At 71.8% G+C, this 22,591-nt stretch carries 18 protein-coding genes; 6 read left to right on the top strand and 12 right to left on the bottom strand.

The features are described from left to right. Positions 1-240 precede the first annotated feature (240 nt). Both HF577_RS01965 and HF577_RS01970 read left to right on the top strand, forming a co-directional pair. Positions 241-1,179, top strand: a complete 939-nt coding sequence (locus HF577_RS01965) for a serine hydrolase (protein WP_169393955.1) — start codon at positions 241-243, stop codon at positions 1,177-1,179. A gap of 211 nt (positions 1,180-1,390) precedes the next feature. Then, on the top strand, positions 1,391-3,754 hold the full coding sequence (locus tag HF577_RS01970) for a DEAD/DEAH box helicase (protein WP_169394039.1): 2,364 nt from the start codon (positions 1,391-1,393) through the stop codon (positions 3,752-3,754). A gap of 368 nt (positions 3,755-4,122) precedes the next feature. On the opposite strand, the gene HF577_RS01975 is transcribed toward HF577_RS01970, so the two are convergent. Genes HF577_RS01975 through ssd form a run of 7 tightly spaced genes read right to left on the bottom strand, consistent with a single transcriptional unit; the run spans position 4,123 to position 9,278 of the window. Beyond that, complete coding sequence (locus HF577_RS01975; RefSeq protein ID WP_169393956.1) at positions 4,123-4,644, bottom strand: Rv3654c family TadE-like protein; 522 nt, start codon at positions 4,642-4,644, stop codon at positions 4,123-4,125. Further along, positions 4,641-5,162 carry a TadE family type IV pilus minor pilin gene (locus HF577_RS37855; RefSeq protein WP_246265470.1) on the bottom strand — a complete coding sequence of 174 codons (522 nt, stop codon included), beginning with the start codon at positions 5,160-5,162 and terminating at the stop codon, positions 4,641-4,643. The genes HF577_RS01975 and HF577_RS37855 overlap by 4 nt, the downstream gene beginning before the upstream one ends. Beyond that, complete coding sequence (locus tag HF577_RS01985) at positions 5,162-5,377, bottom strand: DUF4244 domain-containing protein (protein WP_169393957.1); 216 nt, start codon at positions 5,375-5,377, stop codon at positions 5,162-5,164. The genes HF577_RS37855 and HF577_RS01985 overlap by 1 nt, the downstream gene beginning before the upstream one ends. Before the next feature lie 28 nt (positions 5,378-5,405). After that, positions 5,406-6,152, bottom strand: a complete 747-nt coding sequence (locus HF577_RS01990; protein ID WP_169393958.1) for a type II secretion system F family protein — start codon at positions 6,150-6,152, stop codon at positions 5,406-5,408. Beyond that, positions 6,152-6,949: a type II secretion system F family protein gene (locus HF577_RS01995; RefSeq protein WP_169393959.1), complete on the bottom strand. Its 798-nt coding sequence runs from the start codon at positions 6,947-6,949 to the stop codon at positions 6,152-6,154. Before HF577_RS01995 ends, HF577_RS01990 begins: the two co-directional genes overlap by 1 nt. Beyond that, positions 6,946-8,115, bottom strand: coding sequence for a TadA family conjugal transfer-associated ATPase (locus HF577_RS02000; protein WP_211173675.1), 1,170 nt, complete (start codon positions 8,113-8,115; stop codon positions 6,946-6,948). Before HF577_RS02000 ends, HF577_RS01995 begins: the two co-directional genes overlap by 4 nt. Positions 8,116-8,168: 53 nt before the next feature. Next, positions 8,169-9,278: a septum site-determining protein Ssd gene (gene ssd, locus HF577_RS37295; RefSeq protein WP_312858890.1), complete on the bottom strand. Its 1,110-nt coding sequence runs from the start codon at positions 9,276-9,278 to the stop codon at positions 8,169-8,171. Positions 9,279-9,693: 415 nt separating this feature from the next. Here ssd and HF577_RS02005 point away from each other — a divergent pair, with 415 nt between their 5' ends. Beyond that, positions 9,694-10,524: an HAD family hydrolase gene (locus HF577_RS02005; RefSeq protein ID WP_169393961.1), complete on the top strand. Its 831-nt coding sequence runs from the start codon at positions 9,694-9,696 to the stop codon at positions 10,522-10,524. A gap of 354 nt (positions 10,525-10,878) precedes the next feature. Here the strand turns inward: HF577_RS02005 and HF577_RS02010 are convergent, their stop codons facing one another. Beyond that, entirely contained in the window at positions 10,879-11,622 is a 744-nt protein-coding gene (locus HF577_RS02010) for an oxidoreductase (protein WP_169393962.1), read from the bottom strand. 212 nt (positions 11,623-11,834) lie between these two features. On the opposite strand from HF577_RS02010, the gene acs reads away from it, so the two are divergent. The 3 genes from acs (at position 11,835) to HF577_RS02025 (ending at position 16,913) form a co-directional block, all read left to right on the top strand. Continuing rightward, complete coding sequence (gene acs / locus HF577_RS02015) at positions 11,835-13,820, top strand: acetate--CoA ligase (RefSeq protein ID WP_169393963.1); 1,986 nt, start codon at positions 11,835-11,837, stop codon at positions 13,818-13,820. A 990-nt stretch (positions 13,821-14,810) separates the two neighbouring features. Beyond that, positions 14,811-16,196 carry an OFA family MFS transporter gene (locus HF577_RS02020; RefSeq protein WP_312858891.1) on the top strand — a complete coding sequence of 462 codons (1,386 nt, stop codon included), beginning with the start codon at positions 14,811-14,813 and terminating at the stop codon, positions 16,194-16,196. Between the two features lie 171 nt (positions 16,197-16,367). Next, positions 16,368-16,913: a beta-class carbonic anhydrase gene (locus HF577_RS02025; protein WP_169393964.1), complete on the top strand. Its 546-nt coding sequence runs from the start codon at positions 16,368-16,370 to the stop codon at positions 16,911-16,913. 82 nt (positions 16,914-16,995) lie between these two features. Here HF577_RS02025 and HF577_RS02030 read toward each other — a convergent pair whose 3' ends face one another. The 4 genes from HF577_RS02030 to HF577_RS02045 form a co-directional block, all read right to left on the bottom strand. Further along, positions 16,996-18,045 (bottom strand): TerC family protein, encoded by a 1,050-nt coding sequence (locus HF577_RS02030; RefSeq protein ID WP_169393965.1) that lies wholly within the window; start codon positions 18,043-18,045, stop codon positions 16,996-16,998. Between the two features lie 87 nt (positions 18,046-18,132). Continuing rightward, complete coding sequence (locus tag HF577_RS02035) at positions 18,133-18,717, bottom strand: hypothetical protein (RefSeq protein ID WP_169393966.1); 585 nt, start codon at positions 18,715-18,717, stop codon at positions 18,133-18,135. A gap of 1 nt (position 18,718) precedes the next feature. Further along, on the bottom strand, positions 18,719-20,125 hold the full coding sequence (locus tag HF577_RS02040) for an Nramp family divalent metal transporter (RefSeq protein ID WP_169393967.1): 1,407 nt from the start codon (positions 20,123-20,125) through the stop codon (positions 18,719-18,721). A gap of 320 nt (positions 20,126-20,445) precedes the next feature. Next, entirely contained in the window at positions 20,446-22,590 is a 2,145-nt protein-coding gene (locus tag HF577_RS02045; RefSeq protein ID WP_211173663.1) for an acetate--CoA ligase family protein, read from the bottom strand. Between the last annotated feature and the right edge of the window lies 1 nt (position 22,591).

Below are 22,591 nucleotides of genomic sequence, written 5' to 3' on the forward strand. Positions count from 1 at the left end.
AATACCGGAGCCAGGGAACTCAGACGGCACCCCTGGCGTCTTACCCGTCACCGCAGGTAGGCGCGGTACAGGCACAGGCAGTCTATGGGGGTGGGGCGGCCCCCTCGCCAGGCAGGGGCAGAGAAACGCTAAGCTTAACGATCTGATCACGAGCCCGTCGATTGCGGTTGGGACTGCGAACTGGGTGATGGTGACGATCGTGATGTTGACGTGATAACCCGCGCTCCCCGCCGGACCCGCGTGATAGTCATCGGCTGTGCTCTCGCGCTCCTCTTCGCGGTGCCGATCGTCGCGGCGAGCGGGCTCGGTCATGCCCGCGCCACCGCCGGAGCCCAGCAGCGGCTCGCCGGGCCGATCGCCGTGGCGCCGGTAGCCCAGTCCGCCGCCGAGCCGGGCCGGGGCTCCCAGTCCGCACCGGCCCCGCCCGCCTCGCCCCGCAGAGAGGTCGCCCGTGCCGTGGTCGCGGCAGCCGAGGGTGCGGCGGCAGGCACCACCGAGCTCGCCGTGGCCGTGCTGGACCGCGAGACGGGCGAGCTGGCACTCGGGGCGCGAGGGGCCGAGCCCTACTACACGGCCTCGCTCTCGAAGGTCGTCGTGGCCGTGGACATCCTGGACCGCAGGCGGCTCGAGGGCCTGGCCGTCGCCGATCCCGACATCGCGCTGCTGCGCCGGTCGCTGGGCCCCAGCGACGACGGCGCGATGAACACGCTGTGGAGCCGCTTCGACGGTGTCGGCGCCGTCGGCCGGGTGAGCAGCCGGTTGGGTCTCAGCGGCACCGCCGCGCCGCGCGACCCCTCCCAGTGGGGTGAGGTGTCGGTGCCGGCCGCCGACACGGTGAAGATCTGGCAGCACATCCTCGACGAGATGCCGCCCGCCGACCGCGACCTGCTGGTCTCCGCCATGGACGCGGCTCCGCCGCAGGCCGCCGACGGGTTCAACCAGGCCTACGGCCTGCTGGCGCCGGCCGTCGACGGGCCCGGCGCCCCGGGAGCGGTGGCCAAGCAGGGCTGGATGTGCTGCTTCTCCGGCAAGTACTACATGCACAGCACGGGCGCGGTCGGTCCCGACCGCCGCTTCGTGGTGGCGCTGCTGACCAGGGTGCCACGGGCACCGGGCTGGGAGGTCTCGCGCCAGGAGCTCACCCGCATCGCCACCGCGGCCACGCAGGCCATGGCCTGACTGTCGGCGGGGTGTGCCAACCTCGGAGACCGTGGGGTGTGGTGGGAACGGACGAGCCGGTGGCGCGGCGGGCGCGGGGATCGGGACCCGACCCGGGCGTGGCGAGTTCCTCCTGCGCCGGGTGCTTGCCGGATCGGGAGCAGAGCTTCCGCCGCACTGGACGGTGACCGACGGGGCGGCGATCGAGGACGAGACGTCCCCGGGCCCCGCGATGACGGTGGCGCGGTGCGCGGACGACCTCCCCCAGCACGCGGACGATGACGCGGCAGGGCCGCTGCGGCACGCCGTGCGGCTGCCCCCGCGCCCCGGCCGCTCCGTCGAGTGGCCGGACTGGGTGCCCTCGCACGTGCGGGAGGCGCTGGGTCGCACCGGGATGCGGAGCCCGTGGAGTCATCAGGCGGCCGCAGCCGCACTGGCCCACGCAGGTCGGGACGTCGTGGTGGCCACGGGCACGGCATCGGGGAAGTCGCTCGCCTACCAGCTGCCCGTGCTCGCGCGTTTCGCCGAGCAGCCCCGGGCCACCGCTCTCTACCTGTCCCCGACGAAGGCCCTCGCGGCCGACCAGCTCCGCGCTCTCGACGCGCTCGGCCTCCCCGACGTGCGCCCGGCCGCTCTCGATGGGGACACGCCCATGGACGCCCGCGACTGGGCACAGCAGCACGGGCGCTGGTTGTTCAGCAACCCCGACATGCTGCACCGCTCCGTGCTGCCGCGGCACGCCCGATGGGCCGCGTTCCTGCGCAGGTTGCAGTTCGTCGTCGTCGACGAGTGCCACACCTACCGCGGGGTGTTCGGCTCGCACGTCGCGCTGCTGCTGCGCCGGCTGCTGCGGATCTGCGCCCGCTACGGGTCGCATCCCACGCTCGTGCTCGCGTCGGCCACCGTGGCGGAGCCTGCGGCCTTCGCGTCCCGGCTCACCGGTCGCGACGTCGTCGCGGTCACCGACGACGGTTCGCCGGGAGCCGGTCGCACCGTCGCGTTGTGGGAGCCGCCGCTGCTGCCCGAGCTGGTGGGGGAGAACGGGGCGCCCGTGCGCCGGGCCGCCGGTGCCGAGGCCGCCCGGATGCTCGCGGACCTCGTGGTGGAGGGTGCGCGCACCCTCGCCTTCGTGCGGTCGCGCCGGGGGGCCGAGGTCACCGCGCTGGGCGCGCAGCGGCTGCTCGCCGACGTCGACCCGGCGCTGGTCGAGCGCGTGGCCGCGTACCGCGGCGGTTACCTGCCCGAGGAGCGCCGTGCTCTGGAGGTGGCGCTGGCGAGCGGCGAGCTGCTCGGCGTGGCCACCACCAACGCGCTCGAGCTGGGTGTCGACATCGCCGGTCTCGACGCGGTGGTGGTGGCCGGCTTCCCGGGCACGCGGGCGTCCTTCTGGCAGCAGTCCGGCCGTGCCGGGCGGGCTCGGGAGGAGGCGCTGGTGGTGCTCGTCGCCCGGGACGACCCGATGGACACCTACCTGGTGCACCACCCGGAGGCGCTGCTCGGAGCTCCGGTGGAGGGTTGCGTCCTGGACCCGCACAACCCCTACGTCCTCGCACCGCAGCTCGTCTGTGCCGCTGCCGAGCTCCCGCTCACCGAGCACGACGTGGCCGAGGTGTTCGGCGGCGCGCCTGCGGCGGCCGTGCTGGACGAGCTCGTCGCCGACGGTGTGCTGCGGCGCAGGCCCACCGGCTGGTTCTGGCCGTCCACGCGGGAGCGCCCGGCGGGATCGGTGGACATCCGGGGGTCGGGCCTCGGACAGGTGGCGGTGGTGGAGGGGGAGACCGGCCGGATGCTGGGCACGGTGGACGGCCCCTCGGCCCCGGCCACCGCACACCCCGGCGCGGTGTACCTGCACCGGGGGGAGAGCTACCTCGTGGAGGACCTCGACCTCGACGCCGGCGTGGCCCTGGTGCGTTCCGCCGACCCGGACTGGCGCACGGACGCCCGTTCCACCGCCGACGTGGAGGTGGCGCGGGTCCTCGCCCACCGCGACCTCGGTGCCGTGCGGGTGTCGTTCGGCGAGGTCACGGTGACCTCGCAGGTGGTGGCCTACCAGCGCCGTGCTCCCGACGGCACCGTCCTGGAGACCGTGCCGCTCGACCTTCCGGAGCAGACCCTGCACACCCGCGGTGTCTGGTACGACCTCGACGAGGGGGCGCTGATCGCCGCCGGGGTGCCTCCCGTGCGGATCCCCGGGGCGCTGCACGCCGCGGAGCACGCCGCGATCGGTCTGCTCCCGCTGTTCGCGATCTGCGACCGATGGGACATCGGTGGCATGTCCACCGCTCTGCACCCGCACACGGGCCGGCCGACGGTCTTCGTGCACGACGGCCATCCCGGCGGCGCCGGGTTCGCCGAACGCGGGCACGCTGTTCTCGCGGCATGGTTGACGGCCACGCGGGACGCGATCCGCGGCTGCGAATGCCGTGCCGGCTGCCCGTCCTGCGTGCAGTCCCCCAAGTGCGGGAACGGCAACGTGCCGCTCGACAAGGCGGGCGCGGTCATCGTGCTGGGTGTGGTGCTCGATGCGCTGTCGGGGGCGCCGGAGGCGGGGAGAACGACGTCATCCGCCATGCACGGGGGGCCGACGGCGAGATAGCCGCCGCCGGCCGGCCACATCGGGGGCCGGGCCGGCCGGCGACGGCCGGAGCGCGGTGGAACCGGTATCGGGGTGGGCGTCGGGGGGGACGCGCCGGCCCCACCGCAGCCTGGGGAGCGAGCTCGTGGTGCGGGTGGCCGAAACCGCCTGCAACCACATCAAGTAGGCGCTCCTGCCCCGGGCGCCGCCAGTGGTCGTCGCCCATCGGTTCTGCAGCCACGACGAGCGTTACGGTGCTGCGCCGAGTCGTCGGACGGCAGGCCCAAGGTGACGAATCCGGCCGTTGGGATAGCCCTCGGCCACCCGTCGAGTCGAGGCGACCGCTCGCCGCGACGATTTCCGCATGATGGGCAGTGAATCGCGGATCGTCACACAAACTTATCGGATGGCGGATCCGGTCCATGATCCGGGTCGAATGGTAGGTACGGGCCGGTGTCGATGTCGGCCCACACCCGCGGGGCGCCGACATGAACCAACCCTGGATGGGGCGGCGCTGCGGATGTCGCCGGGGTCCCCGCTGGGTCGGGTTCTGCCGGCCCAGCGCGCGCCCGCCCGACCGCGTCGGCGGTGCCGGGAAGCGCGAGCGGTACCGCGACGTGGACCTCGACCAGGGCGTCCCACTCCGACAGCAGGCAGCGGGCGACCACGGCCCCCATCCTCTGGGCGATCACCTCGGCCCGCCGGCACGCGGCCTCGGCGCCGTGGACGGCGTGCCCTGCTGCCGCGAGGGCGGCGAGGTCGGCAGCGGCCTCCGCCCGGTGGCGCGCCGCGACAGCGGCGCCGAGATGCAGACCGAGCAGCAGCGCCGCCACGATCACGGCGGCGGCCGCCGCGGCCCAGACGGTGGCGATGCCGTCGTCGCGCGGCCGGTGCGTTGGGCGGCGGATCATGGGGCTGCCGCACCGGGTTCGAGTGCGGCCACGGCGCGTCCGCTCACCCGTAGGGGGAGTGGGTGCAGCAGCTCACCGGAGACCTCCACGACCACGAGGTCGTCCTGGTGCACCAACTCGAGACGTGCGCCGTCGGGCGCGAGAGCGGCGGCCACGGCACGGCCGCGGTCGGGTTCGCCCCGGGCGGCGAGCCGGGCGAGCTCGCGCGCGGCGTCGATGCAGCGGATCGCCGCCGCGACCGCGACGACCGACCCGACGGCCACCGCCAGAAACACCGCGAGGCTGCACAGGGCCAGCGCGGCCTCCACGGTGACGGAGCCGCGGTCCGCCCGAGCGCCTGCCCGGCGGGCCTCTCTCCTTCCCGTGCCGGTGAGCGGCTGCCAGTGCCACCGCGCTCGCCGCCCCGCCGCTCGGGCGGATCTCCACGCGCGCCGCGGGGTGCCCGCACGCCGGTGCCGCAGGGCGTACCGGCGGGGAAACCGGTGCACCACCCGCGCCACCGGCGTGCGGGCGGGCATCAGAACGACACCGACAGCGCGCGCTGCACGAGATCGGTGAGCGCCGTGACGATGGACTCGCCGCTGATGACGGCGTAGAGGACGGCAGCGAACGCGGCGGCGGCGATGGTGCCGATCGCGTACTCGACCGTGCTCATGCCCGCGTCGTCGTCGCGGAGCAGCCGCAGCCGGGTCGCGGCGGTCTGCGGGATGGGGGAGGTGTGCAGCAGGGACATGGAGATCTCCTTCGGGTAGGCGCGGTGGTCACCACTGCGCGAGTGCCTCGCCCGCCAGGCCGATGACGACCGGGGCGATACCGAGGACCAGGAACGCGGGGAGGAAGCAGAGTCCGAGAGGGCCGGTGATGTGCACCGCGGCGCGCTGGGACCTGGCCTGCGCGGAGTCGAGGAGGTCGGCCCGGAGCCGCGCGCCCTCGGCCCTGGCCACCTGGGCCAGTGCGGCTCCGGTGCCGGCGGATCGGCCCGCGGCCCGGGCGAACGTCGCGAGCACGGGCACGTCCTCGGCCGCGATCCACGCTTCGACCGGATCGGCACCGAGCTCGAGCAGGCCGGCGACCCTTCGCAGGTGGGTGCCGGTGGAGCCGTGGAGGGGCTCCGCCGCCGCAGCCACCGCGATCGACACGGGCAGCCCCGCCTCCAGGCACACGGCCAGGAGCTCCCAGCCGCCGGCGATGTCGCCGTCCTGTTCGGTGGCCGGTGCGGAGCGGGCCGCTGCCCGGCGGACGGCCAGCGCCCCGGCTCCACCCGCCGCGGCTCCCAGCACCACGCCTGCGGCGGCACCCGCGACCGTCCATCCGAGTGCGCCGGCCGCGACGGCGCCGACGACCACCCAGGAGCTGCGGAGCGCAGGCGGCGCGACGGCGTCGACCGGTCCCGGCGCCGTGCTCTGCAGCGCCAGCAGCCGGCCTGCGCCGTGGCGGCCACCGGGGACGAGCAGGGCGAGTGCGAGCACGACGAGCGCCGCGGTGACGGTGCCGGGCACGGCGGTCATCACGGCACCGCCGAACGAAGAATGTGCTCCGACCACGCCGCTCCGGCTGTCACCAGCATGACGCCGGTGACCAGCATGACCTGACCGAGGACGCCACCGCGCAGGACCGCGACCGGATCGGCGCCGACGAGCTGGCCGAGACCGAGCCCGAGCAGTGGCAGCGCGGTGAGCACGTGTGCGGTGGCTCGGGGCCCGGCGAGCTGGGCTCGCACCGTGGCCCCGAACCGCACTCGCCAGCGGATGTCGTGGTGGGCGCGGGCGAGCAGCTCGGCGAGCGGGATGCCGTGCCGCTCCGCCAGCGACCATGCCACAGCGATCCGCTCCACGTCGGGAGCGATCTCGGGCCGGTGGGCGCTGCCTCGGCGCAGTGCGGCGGAGACGCTGTCGCCGAGGCGCGCGGCGGCCGCCGCCGGGGCCAGGATGTCGCGGGCGAGCGGGCCGTCGGCGCGCACCCCACCGAGCGCGGCAGCCGGGTGGCTGCCCGCCCGGAGCTCCTCCGTGATCCGGGAGACGGCATCGGCCAGCTGTCCGGACGTGGTGGCTGCGATGGTGCTCACCTGGTGGCTCGCCCGCCGCCGGCGCACCGTGAACGCGACGAGTGCCCCGGCCAGTGCTCCGCCCGGCCCCGCCGCCAGCAGCCCGGCGCAGCTCCCGAGCAGGATGGGGCCGGTCGCCCACATCTGCCGGCCCCGGCGACGTGAACGGGCCGGCCAGAGCGCCGCGAACCTACCCACGCCTGCGGGTGCGGGCAGGCACGTGATCGCCGCAGCCAGTGCGGCGCATGCCATCGCGTTCACCACGGCCCGCGCACCCCGCGATCGGTGAGCAGCCGCTCGAGGCCGTCGCGGCCACCGGCCCACCCGTGGGTGCGGCTCCACGCCGGGTCGACCGTGACTCCCTCCGCCGAGCGCGACAGCACCCCCACGACGTCGAGCACCCGGCCGCCGGACGCCAGCCTGCGCATGTGCAGCACCACCTGCACGGCTGCGGCGAGCTGGCTGTGCAGGGCCGCCCGCGGCAGGCCACCGGTGGCCGCCAGCGCCTCCATGCGCGCCGGCACCTCGCGTGCCGAGTTGGCGTGCACGGTGCCGGAGCCGCCGTCGTGGCCGGTGTTGAGGGCGGCCAGGAGATCGCAGACCTCGGCGCCGCGCACCTCACCGACCACGAGCCGGTCGGGGCGCATCCGCAGCGCCTGGCGAACCAGGTCGCGCAGCACGACCCCACCGGCGCCCTCGATGTTGGCCGGCCGGGCGACGAGCCGCACCACGTGCGGGTGGCGGGGCCGCAGCTCCTCCGCGTCCTCGACACAGACGATCCGCTCCCGAGGGTCGACGGCGCTGAGCATCGCGGCGAGGATCGTGGTCTTGCCGGTGCCGGTGCCGCCGGACACGAGGAAGGCGAGCCGCGCGGCGAGCACCGCCCGCAGCAGGGCCTCCCCGGTGGCGTCGACGGTGCCGAGCGCGCGGAGGGCCGCGAGGTCGTGTGCCGCGGGACGCAGCACGCGCAGGGACAGACACGTGCCGTCGGCGGCGATCGGCGGCAGGACGGCGTGCAGCCGGACCCCGACGTCGGCGATCCAGCCGTCGACGTACGGGCTGGCGTCGTCGAGGCGACGGCCTGCGGCGATGGCCAGGCGCTGGGCCAGCCTGCGTACGGCGGCCTCGTCGGTGAACCGGACGTCGGTGGCCTCGAGGCCCGACCCGCGGTCGACCCACACCGAGCCGGGGCCGCACACCAGGACGTCGGTGGTGCGGGGGTCGCGCAGCAGCTCGTCGAGCGGTCCGGCGCCGACGAACTCCTGTCGCAGAACTCGCAGCGCCGCGAGCACGTCGAGATCGGAGGCGACGCCCCCGGCTTCCGCTCGGACGGCCGCGGCCACCGCGGCCTGGGTGATCTCGCCGCCGGCTGCGGCGAGCCGGGAGCGCACGCGGTCGACCAACTCGGAGGCGCTCCGCCCGCGCAGCTCGACCGGCGGCCGACCGGCGAGCGTGGTGGCCACGCTCCGGCCCGGCCCGCTCACGGCCGTGCCCCGGAGGTCCGCGCCGCGGTGGCGTGCAGCTCGGTGAGTACCGCCTGTGCCGCCGCGGCGAGCGGCCCCCGAGGACGACCCGGTGCGGTGCCGCGCTCCAGCGCACGGGCGAGACCCGCCTCGGGCCGCATCGCCGCGAGCAGCGGCAGGCCCAGCGCGCGTGCGACCTCGGCGGCATCCACACCTCCGGGCGCCGGACCCCGTACGACGAGACGGACCGGTCCGCCGTGCTCGCTCAGAACCGCGGCCACCCTGGCGCCCGCCGCGCACGACCGCACGTCGGCCGGAACGACGAGCACGGTGAGGTCGGCGGTTGCCAACGCGGCGATCGCGGCGTCGGTGGGGTAGCGGGGAAGATCACAGACGACCGTCTCGCCTGCTCGCCTGCCGGCCTCGATGACCGAACGGACGGCAGCCGGGGACGGCCCGTGTGCCGACCGGTCGCAGGACAGCACCGCCAGCTCGCCCCCGCCCCGGCGGGCGACCGCGGGTGCAGGAAGGGCGGCGTGCAGCGCGGTGGCAGGCACCCGACCGCCCTCGACCCCGATGTCGGGCCATCGCAGGCCGCCGAGCTCCTCCGCGCCGAGCACGAGGTCGAGGCCGCCGCCGAGTGGGTCGCAGTCGACGAGCAGCACCCGCGAGCCCTCACGCACGGCGGTGACCGCGACGGCGGCGGCGAGTACGGAAGCACCGGCGCCACCCCGGCCGCCGACGACGGCCAGCACGGCGCCGTCGTGGCCGGGCCCCTCAGCGGCTTCGGTGAACGCGGCCACCAGCCAGGACTCGGCGTCGGGCAGGGAGATGACGTGCTCGGCCCCCACCGCGACGGCGTGCTGCCACACGGGAGGCGCGGGTTCGCCACGGACGGCGACGATCACCTCGCCCCGGCGGGGCAGCCCGGCCTGCGCGCACTGCTGCGCGGCCGCCGCGTCGAGCAGCACGAGGGGTGCTCCCGGCCAGTGCGGCCGGGCCTGCGCCGCGTCGACCGTGCGGTGGAGCTCACAGCCCGCTGCCGCGGCCAACCGCAGGACGGTGTCGAGCAGTTCGGGGTCGGACACCATCACCAACCCGCGACGTTCGCCTGAGCCCTGATGCACCGCGACCTCCCTCGTCGTGCCGCTCGGGGGGAGCGGCGAGATCAGAGTGAGGTGCGGGTGGCTCCGTCGGAGGACGGATCGTCAACCTGTGGACAGCCAGTAGCCGATGTGGACAACCGGGCCCGATCGGTGCCGCTGTGCCGGGTTCTGTCGGGGCGCCCGGCAAGAGTTGATTCGGGGGCCGCTGCGGGCTCCCCTGGACATGGGACGGCCCCCGCCAGGGGGGATTGGCGGGGGCCGTCGGTGGTTCAGCTCCGGGGGGTCGAGCTGAACCGCGCCCGGACACGTCCGGGCACCACCAACTGTAGCCCTTGAAAGGCTGCAACGCGCGCCCCTGGACGGAGCATCTGTGCAGCGTCCGCGGTGCGCCGTGGGGTCCGCCACTCCCTGTCGGGTTCTGGCAAGCTCGCTCCACGTGCCTGGTCCGTTGCCGACGCTACCCCCGAACCCGCCTCCAGCGGCCTCTGGAGCCGCTGCCTTCTTCGATCTTGACAAGACGATCATCGCGGGCTCCAGCGCCCTTGCGTTCAGCCGACCGTTCCGCCGCCGGGGGTTGATCAGCAGGCGGGCGGCGCTGCGCAGCGGATACGCCCAGTTACTGCTCGTGCTCTCCGGCGCGGACGCGGACACGATGGACCTGCTGCGCAGGCGGATCACCGCGCTCTGCACGGGGTGGGAGGTGGCGCAGATCCGGGCGATCGTCGCCGAGACCCTGTACGACATCGTCGAGCCGCTCGTGTACGCAGAGGCCGCCGAGCTGATCGCCGAGCACCGGGCGAACGGTGACGAGGTCATCGTGCTGTCCGCTTCTGGCCTGGAGGTCGTGGAACCCATCGCTGCTCTCGTGGGAGCCGACCGCTGCCTGGCCACGCGGATGAGCGTCGAGGAGGGCCGCTACACAGGTGTGATCGACTACTACTGCTACGGCGAGGAGAAGGCCGAGGCGGCGCGGAAGATCGCGGACGAGCGCGGCTACCGGTTGGAGGACTGCCGGGCCTACTCCGACTCGATCACGGACCTGCCGCTGCTGGAGGCCGTCGGGCATCCCACGGTCGTCAACCCGGACAAGGGCCTGCGCCGGGAGGCGATGCAGCGCGGCTGGCCGATCCTGACGTTCGCCGACCCCGTGGCGCTGCGCCGGTTCCGACCCCCGGAGAGGAGCGCGACCTTCGCCGCGGCCGGACTGGGCGCGGCGGCGCTCGTGGGTGCGTCCTGGTACGGCCACAAGCGGTGGACCCGCCGGTGACGAGGCCGGCGATGTTCTGAACCGGTGCACTGCCGTCCGGCCCTTGCTGTGCTTCCCGTCACGTACTACAAAGGGGTCACGGACTCCTGTTCGGCCAGGGGCGGTGCGGCAGAGAAGCACCCGTCCACCCCGAGCGGGTCTCCGTGCATGAGTGTCGGGCGCTCCACGCGCAGCACGCCGCGGGAGGCATGTCGTCGTGGGCCTGCGTATCGGGACGCTGGACGCCGAGGCCACCAACACGACACGTAGTGCACGCCTGGATCTCGATGCTCACGCGCAGATGGGCGGCGTTCCTCCGGGGATGCCGCCCGTCTCTTTTTCTCCCGCCGGACGTTCTCGCGGCCGTACAGGGGCTCAGGTCCGGGCGTCGGCGATCGAGATTCCCTCCCGGGCCCCGGCCTCCCACTGCGCGCAGCAGTGCAGCAGCCAGGTCGTGATGCCCTCGGGTGTGCCGGCGGCGAAGGCGCCGGCCGCGTCGCGGTACTCGGCGGCGTGGCGCAGGTGGCCCACCTCCGGGACGGCCAGCCCCTTCGGGTCGAGGCCGGCGGCCACGGCCGTGAGCCGGGCCGCGGCCCGCGCCACCACGCCGTTGGCGGTGGGGAAGGGGGTGAGCGCCAGCAGTTCTCCGTGCACCACGGCGACGAGAACGGGGGCGGGCACGGACGTTCCGCCGGTGAGCAGCCGGGCGAGCAGGTCGAGTCGGGCCGACACCTCGGCGTCCGCCCGCGGCCGGCCGAGCTCGGTGCCGTGGCGCTCCACAGGCACGAGATCGGCAGCGGCCACGAGGTGCAGGCGGGCCAGCGCCTGCAGCGGAGAGGTGCGCCAGACCCCGAGGAGCCTGCCGGACTCCTCGGCCACGCGCACGGCCCCGGCCAGTACCGGGCTACGCACGGTGTCCTCGGTCCCGATGGCCGCGCCGTCGAGTGCGGCGGACGCCCGCGCCGCGCGCAGGCTCGCCTCGGCCGCGCTCGCCGGCCAGCCGCGCCGGTTCACCGGGTGGTTGTGCACGGCCACGACCGCGTCCCGGGCACTGGTCACGGCGTCGGAGACGCCGGGCAGCCCCAGCAGGGGGGCGAGCGGATCGGTGGTCGCTGGCACCCCGGCATGGTGCCATCCACGGGCGCTCGTCCCCGGGCTCGGGCGACCGCGAATCCCGGCCGGTCGCGACCCCCGGCCCGCCGTCCTACGATCGGGGCCCTACCTGCCCGTACTGGCGGTGCGCTGGGAGAGAGGGGCCGCTAGCGTCGTCCCTCGCACGGGAGCCGGGCAAGTACCGCCCGGTGTATGCGCCCAGGATCTGGAGGGCATTGATGGCCGAGGAATCGACGAACGCCACACTGAGCAACCTAGCGACCGAGAGTCGGAGTTTTCCGCCGAGTGACGAGTTCGCTGCCCAGGCCAACGCCACGGCCGAGTGGTACGACCGCGCCGACTCCGACCGCGAGACCTTCTGGGCCGAGCAGGCCGATCGCCTGCACTGGCACCAGAAGTGGGACAAGGTCCTGGAGTGGGACGCTCCGTTCGCCCAGTGGTTCGTGGGCGGCAAGCTGAACGTCGCCTACAACTGCGTCGACCGGCACGTCGAGGACGGCCACGGCGAGCAGGTCGCGTTCCACTGGGAGGGCGAGCCCGGTGACACCCGCACCATCACCTACGTGGATCTGAAGAGCGAGGTCTGCAAGGCGGCCAACGCCCTCACCGAGCTCGGCGTGCAGACCGGTGACCGGGTGGCGATCCAGCTCCCGATGATCCCGGAGGCAGTGGTGGCGATGCTGGCCTGCGCCCGGCTGGGGGCGGCGCACAGCGTCGTGTTCGGCGGGTTCTCGCCCGGCGCGCTGCGGTCGCGGATCGAGGACGCCGAGGCGAAGCTGCTGATCACCTCCGACGGGCAGTACCGGCGCGGGAAGCCGGCACCGATGAAGGAGAACACCGACGAGGCGGTCAAGGACACGCCGTCCATCAAGCACGTGCTGGTGGTCAAGCGCACCGAGACCGAGGTGCCGTGGACCGAGGGCCGTGACGTCTGGTGGCACGACATCGTCGACCGGCAGTCCGACGAGCACGAGGCGCAGCCGTTCGACTCCGAGCACCCGCTGTACATCCTCTACACCTCGGGCACCACCGGTAAGCCCAAGGGCATCCTGCACACCTCCGGCGGCTACCTCACGCAGGCCGCCTACACCCACCACGTGGTGTTCGACCACAAGCCGGGGGAGAGCGTCTACTGGTGCACCGCCGACATCGGCTGGGTCACGGGGCACACCTACATCGTGTACGGGCCGCTGGCCAACCGCGCGACGTCGGTGATGTACGAGGGCACGCCCAACACGCCGCACGAGGGGCGCCACTGGGAGATCATCCAGAAGTACGGCGTCTCCATCTACTACACCGCACCCACGCTGATCCGCACGTTCATGAAGTGGGGCAAGGAGATCCCGGACAAGTTCGACCTCTCCTCGCTCAAGGTTCTCGGCACGGTCGGCGAGCCGATCAACCCCGAGGCATGGATGTGGTACCGGGAGAACATCGGCCACGACAAGTGCCCGATCGTCGACACGTGGTGGCAGACCGAGACCGGCGCGATCATGATCGCGCCCCTGCCCGGCGTCACGGCGACGAAGCCCGGTTCCGCGATGCGTGCGGTGCCGGGGATCGCCGCGAACGTCGTCGACGAGTCCGGCACCCCGGTGGGGCCCGGCGGCGGTGGGTACCTCGTGCTCGACAAGCCCTGGCCGGCGATGCTGCGGGGCATCTGGGGCGACGAGGAGCGCTACCGCGAGACCTACTGGTCGCGGTTCGCCGAGCAGGGCTACTACTTCGCGGGTGACGGCGCGAAGTACGACGACGACGGCGCGGTCTGGCTGCTCGGGCGCGTCGACGACGTGATGAACGTGTCGGGCCACCGCATCTCCACGACGGAGGTGGAGTCGGCGCTGGTCAGCCACCCGACGGTGGCCGAGGCGGCCGTGGTCGGAGCCTCCGACCCGACCACCGGGCAGGGAATCGTCGCGTTCGTCATCCTGCGGGGCAACGTCGCCCAGGACGAGGGGAAGGGCGCGGACGCCATCAAGGCCCTGCGCGACCACGTGTCCAAGGAGATCGGCCCGATCGCGAAGCCGCGCCAGATCATGGTCGTGGACGAGCTGCCGAAGACCCGCTCGGGCAAGATCATGCGCAGGCTGCTGCGCGATGTCGCGGAGAACCGCGAGGTCGGGGACGTCACCACGCTGGCCGACTCCTCGGTCATGGACCTCATCTCCGAGGGTCTCAAGGACGGCGGCAAGTCGGAGGACTGACCGCTGCTCCTCCCGGCCCGGCGTGTTCGCCGGGCCGGGAGCGGCAGGCCGGGCCGACCTCGCCGGCACCACCCCTTCTCATCCGGGCGCGACCTGTCGGGCCACGTCCATGGTCCCGCTCGCGCCCGTAGTCGCCTGCGCAGGCGTTCCGCTGCGCGGGACGCTCCCGCGCCCGTCGCGCCGGGAGACGCTCCCAGCGGCCCCGTGGGCGCCGCTCGAGATGCCTTGCCTCCGGTAAAGCCCGTGCGCCGTCGCCCGCGGCACCGAGGCGCCGTTCCCGGGGCCCGCAGCGGTCACGAAGTCGGACGGACCGCCGTTTCCGCCGGGCCCCGCGATCCGTGCCACCCTGCTCGGAGGCTGGGCGGCGGTCCGCACGCTCCCACGCTCGTCCGCCCGCCCTGCTCAGGCCTGTCACCGGCGTGTCCGCGGCTCGCGCCGTCGCTGCCGTGGAACAGATGGAACGAACTGGGTGAAAATCACCTGATTCGGACAATTAGCGTAGGTAAAGAAGTCTAAAAGATCTTCGCCGAGATCGGTAAAGAATGGCGACTCAGCGCCGGGCGGTAGCAACTAATTCTGGACAACCAGCCATACCGTATGCAGTATGTGAACCAGCACCGCGGCGGCGACACAAGGAGATGCGTTCCATGTCTCAGCTGGTCCCCATGAGAGCCCTGCGGACGTCCGAATCCACTCGTACACCACGAGTGGAAGCCTCACCAGTTCCCTGAGTGCGTGCCTGACGGCCGGTTCACCAGTGTTCTTGCTGGTGGACGCCCCGGCCGGCAGGACCGGGTCCGTCCGGGGCCGGCTGAGACCGGACGGTCCGGAACCTATACCCAATACCCGGAGCAGCAGTGCGGCGGATACGCCGTAATGCGTGCTCGCTGAGCGTGTCCGCATTGCGGGCGCGCCCTCAGCCGACCCCGAATTCATCTGAACGGCACGACAAGAGGTCGCTCCACCCTCCCTCTCGTCAAAGGAGACGACGTGACTGTCACGGATCGTGAGATAACCGACTCCAACGGGCGCGTCTATCGCGTCGGGATACCGGCCGAGCAGATTCTCGGCCGTTCGCGTAACTGGATGATGTGGTTGCCCTGGGCGTCGATGTTCGGCGTCAGCGTCTTCGAGTACGGCTACGGCGCCGCGGAGAGCACCCTGGAGGACGTCCACGGCTGGTCGCTCGGACAGGCCTTCTGGCTCGTCAGCATCTGGACGGTGTTCCAGGCCGGCGTGGCCTTCCCGGCCGGACGGCTCCGGGAGAAGGGGATCGTCTCGGCCAGGGCGGCGATGCTCAGCGGTGCGGTGATGGTGTTCGCCGCGTTCGTGGTGCTCGGCCTGACCAGCAACCTCGTACTGAACTTCCTCTTCTACTCGGTCATCGGCGGGACCGGCGCCGGCCTCGTGTACGCCACCTCGATCAACATGGTCGGCAAGTGGTTCCCCGAGAAGCGCGGCGGGAAGACCGGTTTCGTCAACGGCGCCTTCGCCTACGGCGCCGTGCCGTTCATCTTCGTCTTCAGCTACATGTTCAACGAGAGCAACTTCACGCTCGTCCTCACCCTCATCGCGCTGTACATGCTGGTGATCGTCGGCGTGAGCGGCTTCATGTTCAAGGACCCGCCCAAGAACTGGTGGCCGAGCGACGTCGACCCGCTCGAGTGGGCGGCGAGCCCCAAGTCCGCGCGCAGCCTGGCCAAGAACCCGCCCGCGGTGAAGCAGTACGGCCCGATGGAAGCGATCAAGACCGGTCAGCTGCCACTCATGTGGTTCGCGCTGGCGATCATCGGCGGTGTGTCGCTGTTCGGGATCGGCTACCAGGTCGACTTCGCGAAGGAAGTGGGCTTCGGTCCGTTCATCGCGGCGTCCTCGGCGGGTGTGCTCTCGCTCGTCAACGGCTTCGGCCGCGGGTTCGTCGGGTGGCTCTCCGACCAGATCGGCCGCAAGGAGTCGCTGATCATCGTGCTGGTGGTCGAGGGAGTGGCGCAGTTCGGCCTGCTCTGGGGCGGGGACACCCACAACGAGGCGCTGTTCATCTTCTTCGCCTTCCTGGCGGGCCTCGGCGGTGGCGCCTTCTTCCCGATGTTCGCCGCGCTCACCCCCGACTACTTCGGGGAGAACAACAACGCGACCAACTACGGGCTCGTCTACAGCTCCAAGCTCGTCAGCGGACTCTTCGGGCTGGGGGTGGCGTCCTGGGTGGTCACGACGTGGGGTTACAACGGGGCCTACACGATCGCCGGTGCCATCGCGTTCGTGTCCGCGATCATCTCGTTGTTCCTGCGGCAGCCCGGCCGCGGCCAGCGCGCTTCGGTCTCCAGCCCCAGCGTGGGTTCCGCGAGCCACGCGGTGGCGGACGGGGGCCGGGCCTGATACTCACGTGCTGACCGACCGGACCGGGCGGCTCGCCCGGTCCGGTCGGTGGTCCACCTGGCCGGTCGACGCCGGCTCCGATGCGAGATGGAGATCGCTCGTGAACCCTTCGAGGTGCAGGACGCAGCACGCATGTACCGGCGCCCCGCTCGTCTCACCGGTGGGTGCGACATGAGCAACGAGGAGCTGCTGCGGCGCCACGAGGCAGGTGGTGGCCGGCTCGCCGCGTCCAACGCCGCCGGTGCCGCTGCTGTCCCCGCACTGCGCACCGTGGTGCTGACGTGCATGGACGCGAGGATCGACGTGTCGCCCCTGTTCGGCCTCGAGCCGGGCGAGGTCCACGTCCTGCGCAACGCGGGAGGCGTGGTCACCGACGACGTGGTGCGGTCCGTGGTGATCAGCCAGCGGAAGCTGGGGACGCGGGACGTGCTGGTCGTGCAGCACAGCGGTTGTGGACTGGCCTCGTTCACCGACGAGGAGTTCTCCGAGGAGCTCGCGCTCGAGGTCGGGATGCGCCCGCCGTGGCGAACCCATGCGTTCGCGGATCCGGCGGTGAACGTGCGGCGCGGCGTGGCGCGCCTGCGGCACGACCCGTTCCTGCTGCCCGAGACGGTCGTGCGCGGCTTCGTGCTCGACATCGAGAGCTTCGCCCTCAGCGAGGTCACCGACGACGAGCCGGCGGTCCGCGGCGACGACGCGGTCAGGGAGTCGGCCTGAGATGACGCCCGGACCGGCCGCGCCCGAACGCCGAACTGCCCGCCCCGTACGGGGCGGGCAGCAGGGGCGTACGGAGCCGGGCTCAGCCGGCGGACTTGCCGCTGGTCTCGGGCACCTCCTCGACCGGGTCGTCGCCCTTCTCCACGGTGGTGGTGGCCGGGGTGCTGCCGGCTGCGGCGGCAGCGGCGGCCGCATCGTCCTTGCGCGACTTCGCGAGGCTGGCCACCGTGGTGATGGCCAGCGTGCCGACGATGACACCCAGGGACGCCAGGATCGGGATCTCGGGAGCCCACGCGACGCCGTGGTGGTGCAGCGCCTCGAAGATCAGCTTGAAGCCGATGAACGCCAGGATGATCGCGAGGCCCTTGCTCAGGTACACCAGGCGGTCGAGCAGGCCACCGATGAGGAAGAACAGCTGCCGCAGCCCCATCAGCGCGAACGCGTTGGCGGTGAACACCAGGTAGGGCTCCTGCGTGAGCCCGAAGATCGCCGGGATGGAGTCGACGGCGAACAGCAGGTCGGTGGTGCCGATCGCCACCATCACGATGAGCATCGGGGTGACGAGCTTGCGCCCGTCCACCCGGACGGTCAGCGCGGCCCCGTGGTACTCCTTCGTCGACGGAACGAGCTTCCGGACCGTGCGCAGAACCCGGTTCTCGTTGAACTCCTCCTCCTCTTCCGAGTGCCGGATGAGCTTCCAGGCCGTGTAGATGAGGAAGGCGCCGAAGAGGTAGAACATCCAGTCGAACCGCGCGATCGCCTCGGCGCCCAGCGCGATGAAGACACCACGCAGGATCAGCGCCAGCACGATCCCGATGAGCAGCACCTTCTGGCGGTACTCCCGCGGCACGGCGAACCGGCTCATGATCAGCACGAAGATGAACAGGTTGTCCACCGACAGCGAGTACTCGGTGATCCACCCGGCGAAGAACTCGCCGCCGTACTGCGGCCCGGCGAAGGCCAGCACGCCGAGACCGAAAAGGACAGCGAGAGCGACGTAGCAGGAGACCCAGATCGTCGACTCCCGCATCGACGGATCACGGGGGTTACGGGCCACCAGATAGAAGTCGAAGGCCAGCACGGCGAGGAACGCGCCTATCGTCGCGGCCCAGACCCAGAACGGAACACTCATCTCTCTCCTCGGAGATCGGCGGTCGGCTGTCGAGGTGTCGCGGCGGAGCTGAGGCCGGATCGACCCGGCCCCGCCGCGACACCACGGTCACGAGGACCGTCGGGACTTCACCCGGGCGCTCCCGGACGCCGCCGGCACACGGCCGGCCTGACGCCGGGCGCGCTTGCGTTCCCGGGCCTCCCACATCGTCTGCGCGTGCTCCGCGTAGACGCCGAACACGCGGCGGGCGTCGGCGTTGTGGTCCTGGATCCGCATGAGCCAGTACGGCGCGATCCGCTCGTAGAGCCAGATGAAGCCGATCGCGAAGCCCATGCTCACCAGTGCCTGGAAGGCGAAGAACGTCAGCACGTCACTCGGTGGCGTGGGGTTGCCACCGAGCAGTACCGGCGTGACCGTCTCGTGGGTCAGACGCGAGACGGGGAAACCCACCATCCAGTAGAACGCCACGGGGGCGAAGACCCCCGGCCGGAACCAGCCGCGGGCGACGAGCATCCCGTAGCCGACCCCGAACAGTGCGAGCGGCAGGCCGAGGGTCAGCGCGCCGACCGCAGCCCAGCCGACCGGCTGGCCCACGACGAGGGCCAGCAGACCGACCACGACACCCGAGACGGCCCCGATCGCCGCACCCGGAAGCCCGACCTCGGCAAGGTCAAGTGCTCTTGGCCTGCTCATGTCAGTCCAACACCACGCCGAAGCGGATCAGGCTGTAGAACAGCATGCCCAGGTAGAACACGGCTCCGAAGCCGATGATCAGGTTGCTCCACAGCTTCGGACGGATCGGCTTGGGCAACAGCCGGTTGTTCACCAGGAGAAGCACGACGCAGTACGCGCCCATGGCGAACGTGGAGAGGAACGCGAGAACGTCCAGGATCGCGGCGGGACCGTCGGCCGGACCCCACAGCAGGATGCAGATCCCGAAGATGATCACGCCCCACAGGAACCCGGCGTAGAGATGCGCCATGCGGAACCGCTTGGCACCCGGGATGAAGTGGTAGGCCATGTCCGACTGCCCGCGGGAGAACGAGTCGAACAGGCCGAGCGTGGCGTTCAGGCCGATCAGCGCGATGAAGCTCATGAACACCCCGCCGAGTGCCGGGATGCCCACCGATGCGAACGAGTCCGACATCGCGTTGAGAGCCGCTTCGCGCTCGCCGTCACGCAGCAGGTTGACGACGTTCGGGCTGTTCCTCGCCGCCGCCTGTGCGAGCACGGTGAACGAGATCGTGACGAGCATCGTGATGCCCCAGAAGAGCAGCAGGGCGTCGAAGGTGACCCAGCGCCGCCAGCCGCGCCACTTGGCCATCTCCTCCGGGTCGTCCGTGTCGAACATGAAGCCACGCGACGGCATGACCTCTTCCTCGCCCGCGGAGCGCAGACCACGCAGCTGCGGGATGTGCGCGCCCATGCCGGCGCCCTTGTCCCGCAGGTGCAGCGTGTACCACATCTGCTGCATACCGGACGGGCCGGCGAAGGCGATCGAGCCGACGATCACCGGGAACCAGGCGGCCGTGAGGGCCTCCTCGGGCAGGTACCCGAAGGCGAACATGCCGGTGAGCGTGCTGGCCAGGTCGCCCCACGTGCCCACCAGCGACGCGATGATCGCCGTACCGACGACCAGCGTGCCGATCAGGATGGAGAGCACGGTCTCGAGCAGGTTGTAGATCACCTTCGCGAGCGTGAAGACCAGCCCGACCAGGACCATCCCGACGATCGCCGCGATCTGCCAGGAAATGCCCGTCACGGACTCGAACGCCAGTGCGCCGGCCGAGAGGTGACCTGGCCAGATGTAGATGAGTATTGCGATGGTAAAGAAGAACCACATGATCGGTTTGAACACGCGGGCGGCGCCAGTGAAAATGCTCTCACCCGTTGCCATCGCGTACCGGGACATCTCCAGGAGTACAATTGCCTGGAGGGTCACCCCGATCAGGAAGAGCCAGCGGATCTCGGGTCCGAACAACAGAACAAGCCGAGGCCACATGTAGGACTCGCCCATGCCCACGCCGAGCGCGACGAGGAAGACCGTCGGGCCGAGCAGGTGGACGGAGGGCGGAGCCTCGGGCAGCTTGCGGATGGGCATCGGTTCGAGGCCACCCGCGTGCCACACCCTTTCGGGGCTTGCGGCAGTCGTGTCCCCGGGTACTCCGGCGTCAGGCTGTTTCGATGTAGTCACAGTGGTGGACCTTCCGATTTGGTGCTTCGTACGGCCGTTCGCCCCTCGCCCATGACCTCCTTGTCGTGACGATGCGGCGACGGCCGACCCGGCCGGCTGTCCCTGGAGGGTGGGCGAAATCCCCCAGGGGACGCCGGTCGGGCCGACCGTCCCGTACCCGGTTCGGCGGCTAGGACCCGTCGAACCGGTTCGAGCCGGCCCGCCGCGCGGGCCGGCTCGAAGATCTCTCAGATCAGTCCGGCACCCCGAGCCCAGCGGTACTTGGCTCCGAGGACCGCAACCGGCTTCTCGGTGGTGTAGGGGTATGCGACGACACCGTGCTGGTAGAGGTAGTCACTGGCTTCCTCGACCTCGGTGTCACCGGCGAGCGACGCCACGACGGGCTTCTCGATGCCCTTCTCCCGCGCCTCGGCCACCACGCGAGCGGTGAGCTCGGCGAAGACCATCGGCGGGGTGACGATCGTGTGCCAGTAACCCAGGATCAGGGCGTGGATCCGGTCGTCCTCGAGACCGAGCCGGATCGTGGCCTCGTACGTCGAGGGCGGCTCCCCACCGGTGATGTCGATGGGGTTGCCGGACGCGCCGAACGGCGGGATGAACGCCTTGAAGGCCTCGTCGAGGTCCTTCGGCATCTCCATCAGGTTGAGACCGTTCTCGACGACCGCGTCGGAGAGCAGCACACCCGAGCCACCGGCCCCGGTGATGATGACGACGTTCTCGCCCTTCGGCGTGGGCAGCACGGGGATGCCCCGGGCGAACTCGAGCATGTCGTTGAGCGAGTAGGCCCGCACGACGCCCGACTGGCGCAGGATGTCGTCGTAGACCTTGTCGTCGCCCGCGAGGGCGCCGGTGTGCGAGCTGGCCGCCTTGGCGCCCAGCGCGGTGCGTCCGGCCTTCAGCACGACGACCGGCTTCTTCTTGGTGATCCGCTGTGCCGCCTCGACGAAGGACCGGCCGTCCTTCAGGTCCTCGAGGTGCATCGCGACGATGTTGGTGTCGGGGTCCTGCTCGAAGTAGGTGAGCAGGTCGTCCTCGTCCAGGTCGGACTTGTTGCCGAGGCCGACGATCGCCGAGACACCCATCTTGGTGGTCCGGCTGAACCCGAGGATCGCCATCCCGATGCCGCCGGACTGCGAGGTGAGGGCCGTGCCGCCCTTCACGTCGTACGGGGTGCAGAACGTCGCACAGAGGTTCTGCGGCGTGTAGTAGTAGCCGTAGATGTTCGGGCCGAGCATGCGGACGCCGCCCTCACGGGCGATCTTGACGATCTCGTCCTGCAGCTCGTGGTTGCCCGTCTCCGCGAAGCCGGAGGGGATCAGCACGGCGGCGGGGATGTTCTTCTCGCCCACCTCGCGCAGCGCCTGCGGCACGAACTTCGCCGGCACCGCGAACACCGCGACGTCGACCTCACCGGGCACGTCGAGGATGTTCTTGTAGGCCTTGCGCCCCAGGATCTCGTCGGCCTTGGGGTTGATCGGGTAGATCTCGCCGGCGTAGCCCCCGTTGATGAGGTTCTTCATCACCGAGTTGCCGATCTTGCCGTTCTCGGCGGACGCGCCGATGACCGCGACGGCGTTCGGCCGCATCATCCGGTTCATCGTGGCCAGGATCTCGTCCTGGGTGTACTTGACCGGCTCTACGAGATCCTCGGTCGCCAGCACGATCCGGACGTCGGCGGCGGACGCGCCGTCGGGCCGGGCGAACACAGGGTTGAGGTCGAACTCGCTGATCTGCGGGAAGTCGGTGACCAGGTCGGACAGGCGCTTGATGATGTCGGCCAGCGCGTCGGCGTCGGCCGGCTCGGCGCCGCGGGCGCCCTTCAGGACCTCGGCGGCAGCGATCCCGTCGAGCATGGAGTGCGCGGTCTCGGTGTCGACCGGGGCGAGCCGGAAGGTGACGTCCTTCAGGACCTCGACGAGCACGCCGCCGAGGCCGAAGACGATGACCTTGCCGAAGGTGGGGTCGGTGGTGGCCCCGATGATCACCTCGTGGCCGCCGCTCAGCATCTGCTGCACCTGGATGCCGTCGATGGTGGCATCGGCGTTGTAGGCCTTGGCGTTGGCGATGATCTCGTCGTAGGCGCTGCGCACCGCCTCGTCACCCGAGACGCCGACCTTGACGCCGCCGGCCTCGGTCTTGTGCAGGATCTCCGGCGACACGATCTTCATCACGACCCGGCCGCCGAGCTCGCCCGCCAGCCGCACCGCCTCGTCGGCCGAGCCCGCCAGGCCCTCGCCCGGCGTCGGGATCCCGTAGGCCTCGCACACCAGGCGGCCCTCGGGGGCGGTGAGCGAGTCACGGCCCTCGGCGCGGGCCTTGTCCAGGACCTCGCGTACCGCGTCTTTGTCGTAGGCCACGCTCTCCTGAGCCATG

It is taken from the genome of Pseudonocardia xinjiangensis (assembly GCF_012911925.1).
Classification (GTDB): Bacteria; Actinomycetota; Actinomycetes; order Mycobacteriales; family Pseudonocardiaceae; genus Pseudonocardia; species Pseudonocardia xinjiangensis.

Excerpts from the sequence above, each read along its gene's own strand:
- HF577_RS01970 (WP_169394039.1), top strand. The coding sequence starts at position 1,391 with ATGACGGTGGCGCGGTGCGCGGACGACCTCCCCCAGCACGCGGACGAT.
- HF577_RS01975 (WP_169393956.1), bottom strand. The coding sequence starts at position 4,644 with ATGATCCGCCGCCCAACGCACCGGCCGCGCGACGACGGCATCGCCACC.
- HF577_RS37855 (WP_246265470.1), bottom strand. The coding sequence starts at position 5,162 with ATGCCCGCCCGCACGCCGGTGGCGCGGGTGGTGCACCGGTTTCCCCGC.
- HF577_RS01985 (WP_169393957.1), bottom strand. The coding sequence starts at position 5,377 with ATGTCCCTGCTGCACACCTCCCCCATCCCGCAGACCGCCGCGACCCGG.
- HF577_RS01990 (WP_169393958.1), bottom strand. The coding sequence starts at position 6,152 with ATGACCGCCGTGCCCGGCACCGTCACCGCGGCGCTCGTCGTGCTCGCA.
- acs (WP_169393963.1), top strand. The coding sequence starts at position 11,835 with ATGGCCGAGGAATCGACGAACGCCACACTGAGCAACCTAGCGACCGAG.
- HF577_RS02025 (WP_169393964.1), top strand. The coding sequence starts at position 16,368 with ATGAGCAACGAGGAGCTGCTGCGGCGCCACGAGGCAGGTGGTGGCCGG.
- HF577_RS02030 (WP_169393965.1), bottom strand. The coding sequence starts at position 18,045 with ATGAGTGTTCCGTTCTGGGTCTGGGCCGCGACGATAGGCGCGTTCCTC.
- HF577_RS02035 (WP_169393966.1), bottom strand. The coding sequence starts at position 18,717 with ATGAGCAGGCCAAGAGCACTTGACCTTGCCGAGGTCGGGCTTCCGGGT.
- HF577_RS02040 (WP_169393967.1), bottom strand. The coding sequence starts at position 20,125 with ATGCCCATCCGCAAGCTGCCCGAGGCTCCGCCCTCCGTCCACCTGCTC.
- HF577_RS02045 (WP_211173663.1), bottom strand. The coding sequence starts at position 22,590 with ATGGCTCAGGAGAGCGTGGCCTACGACAAAGACGCGGTACGCGAGGTC.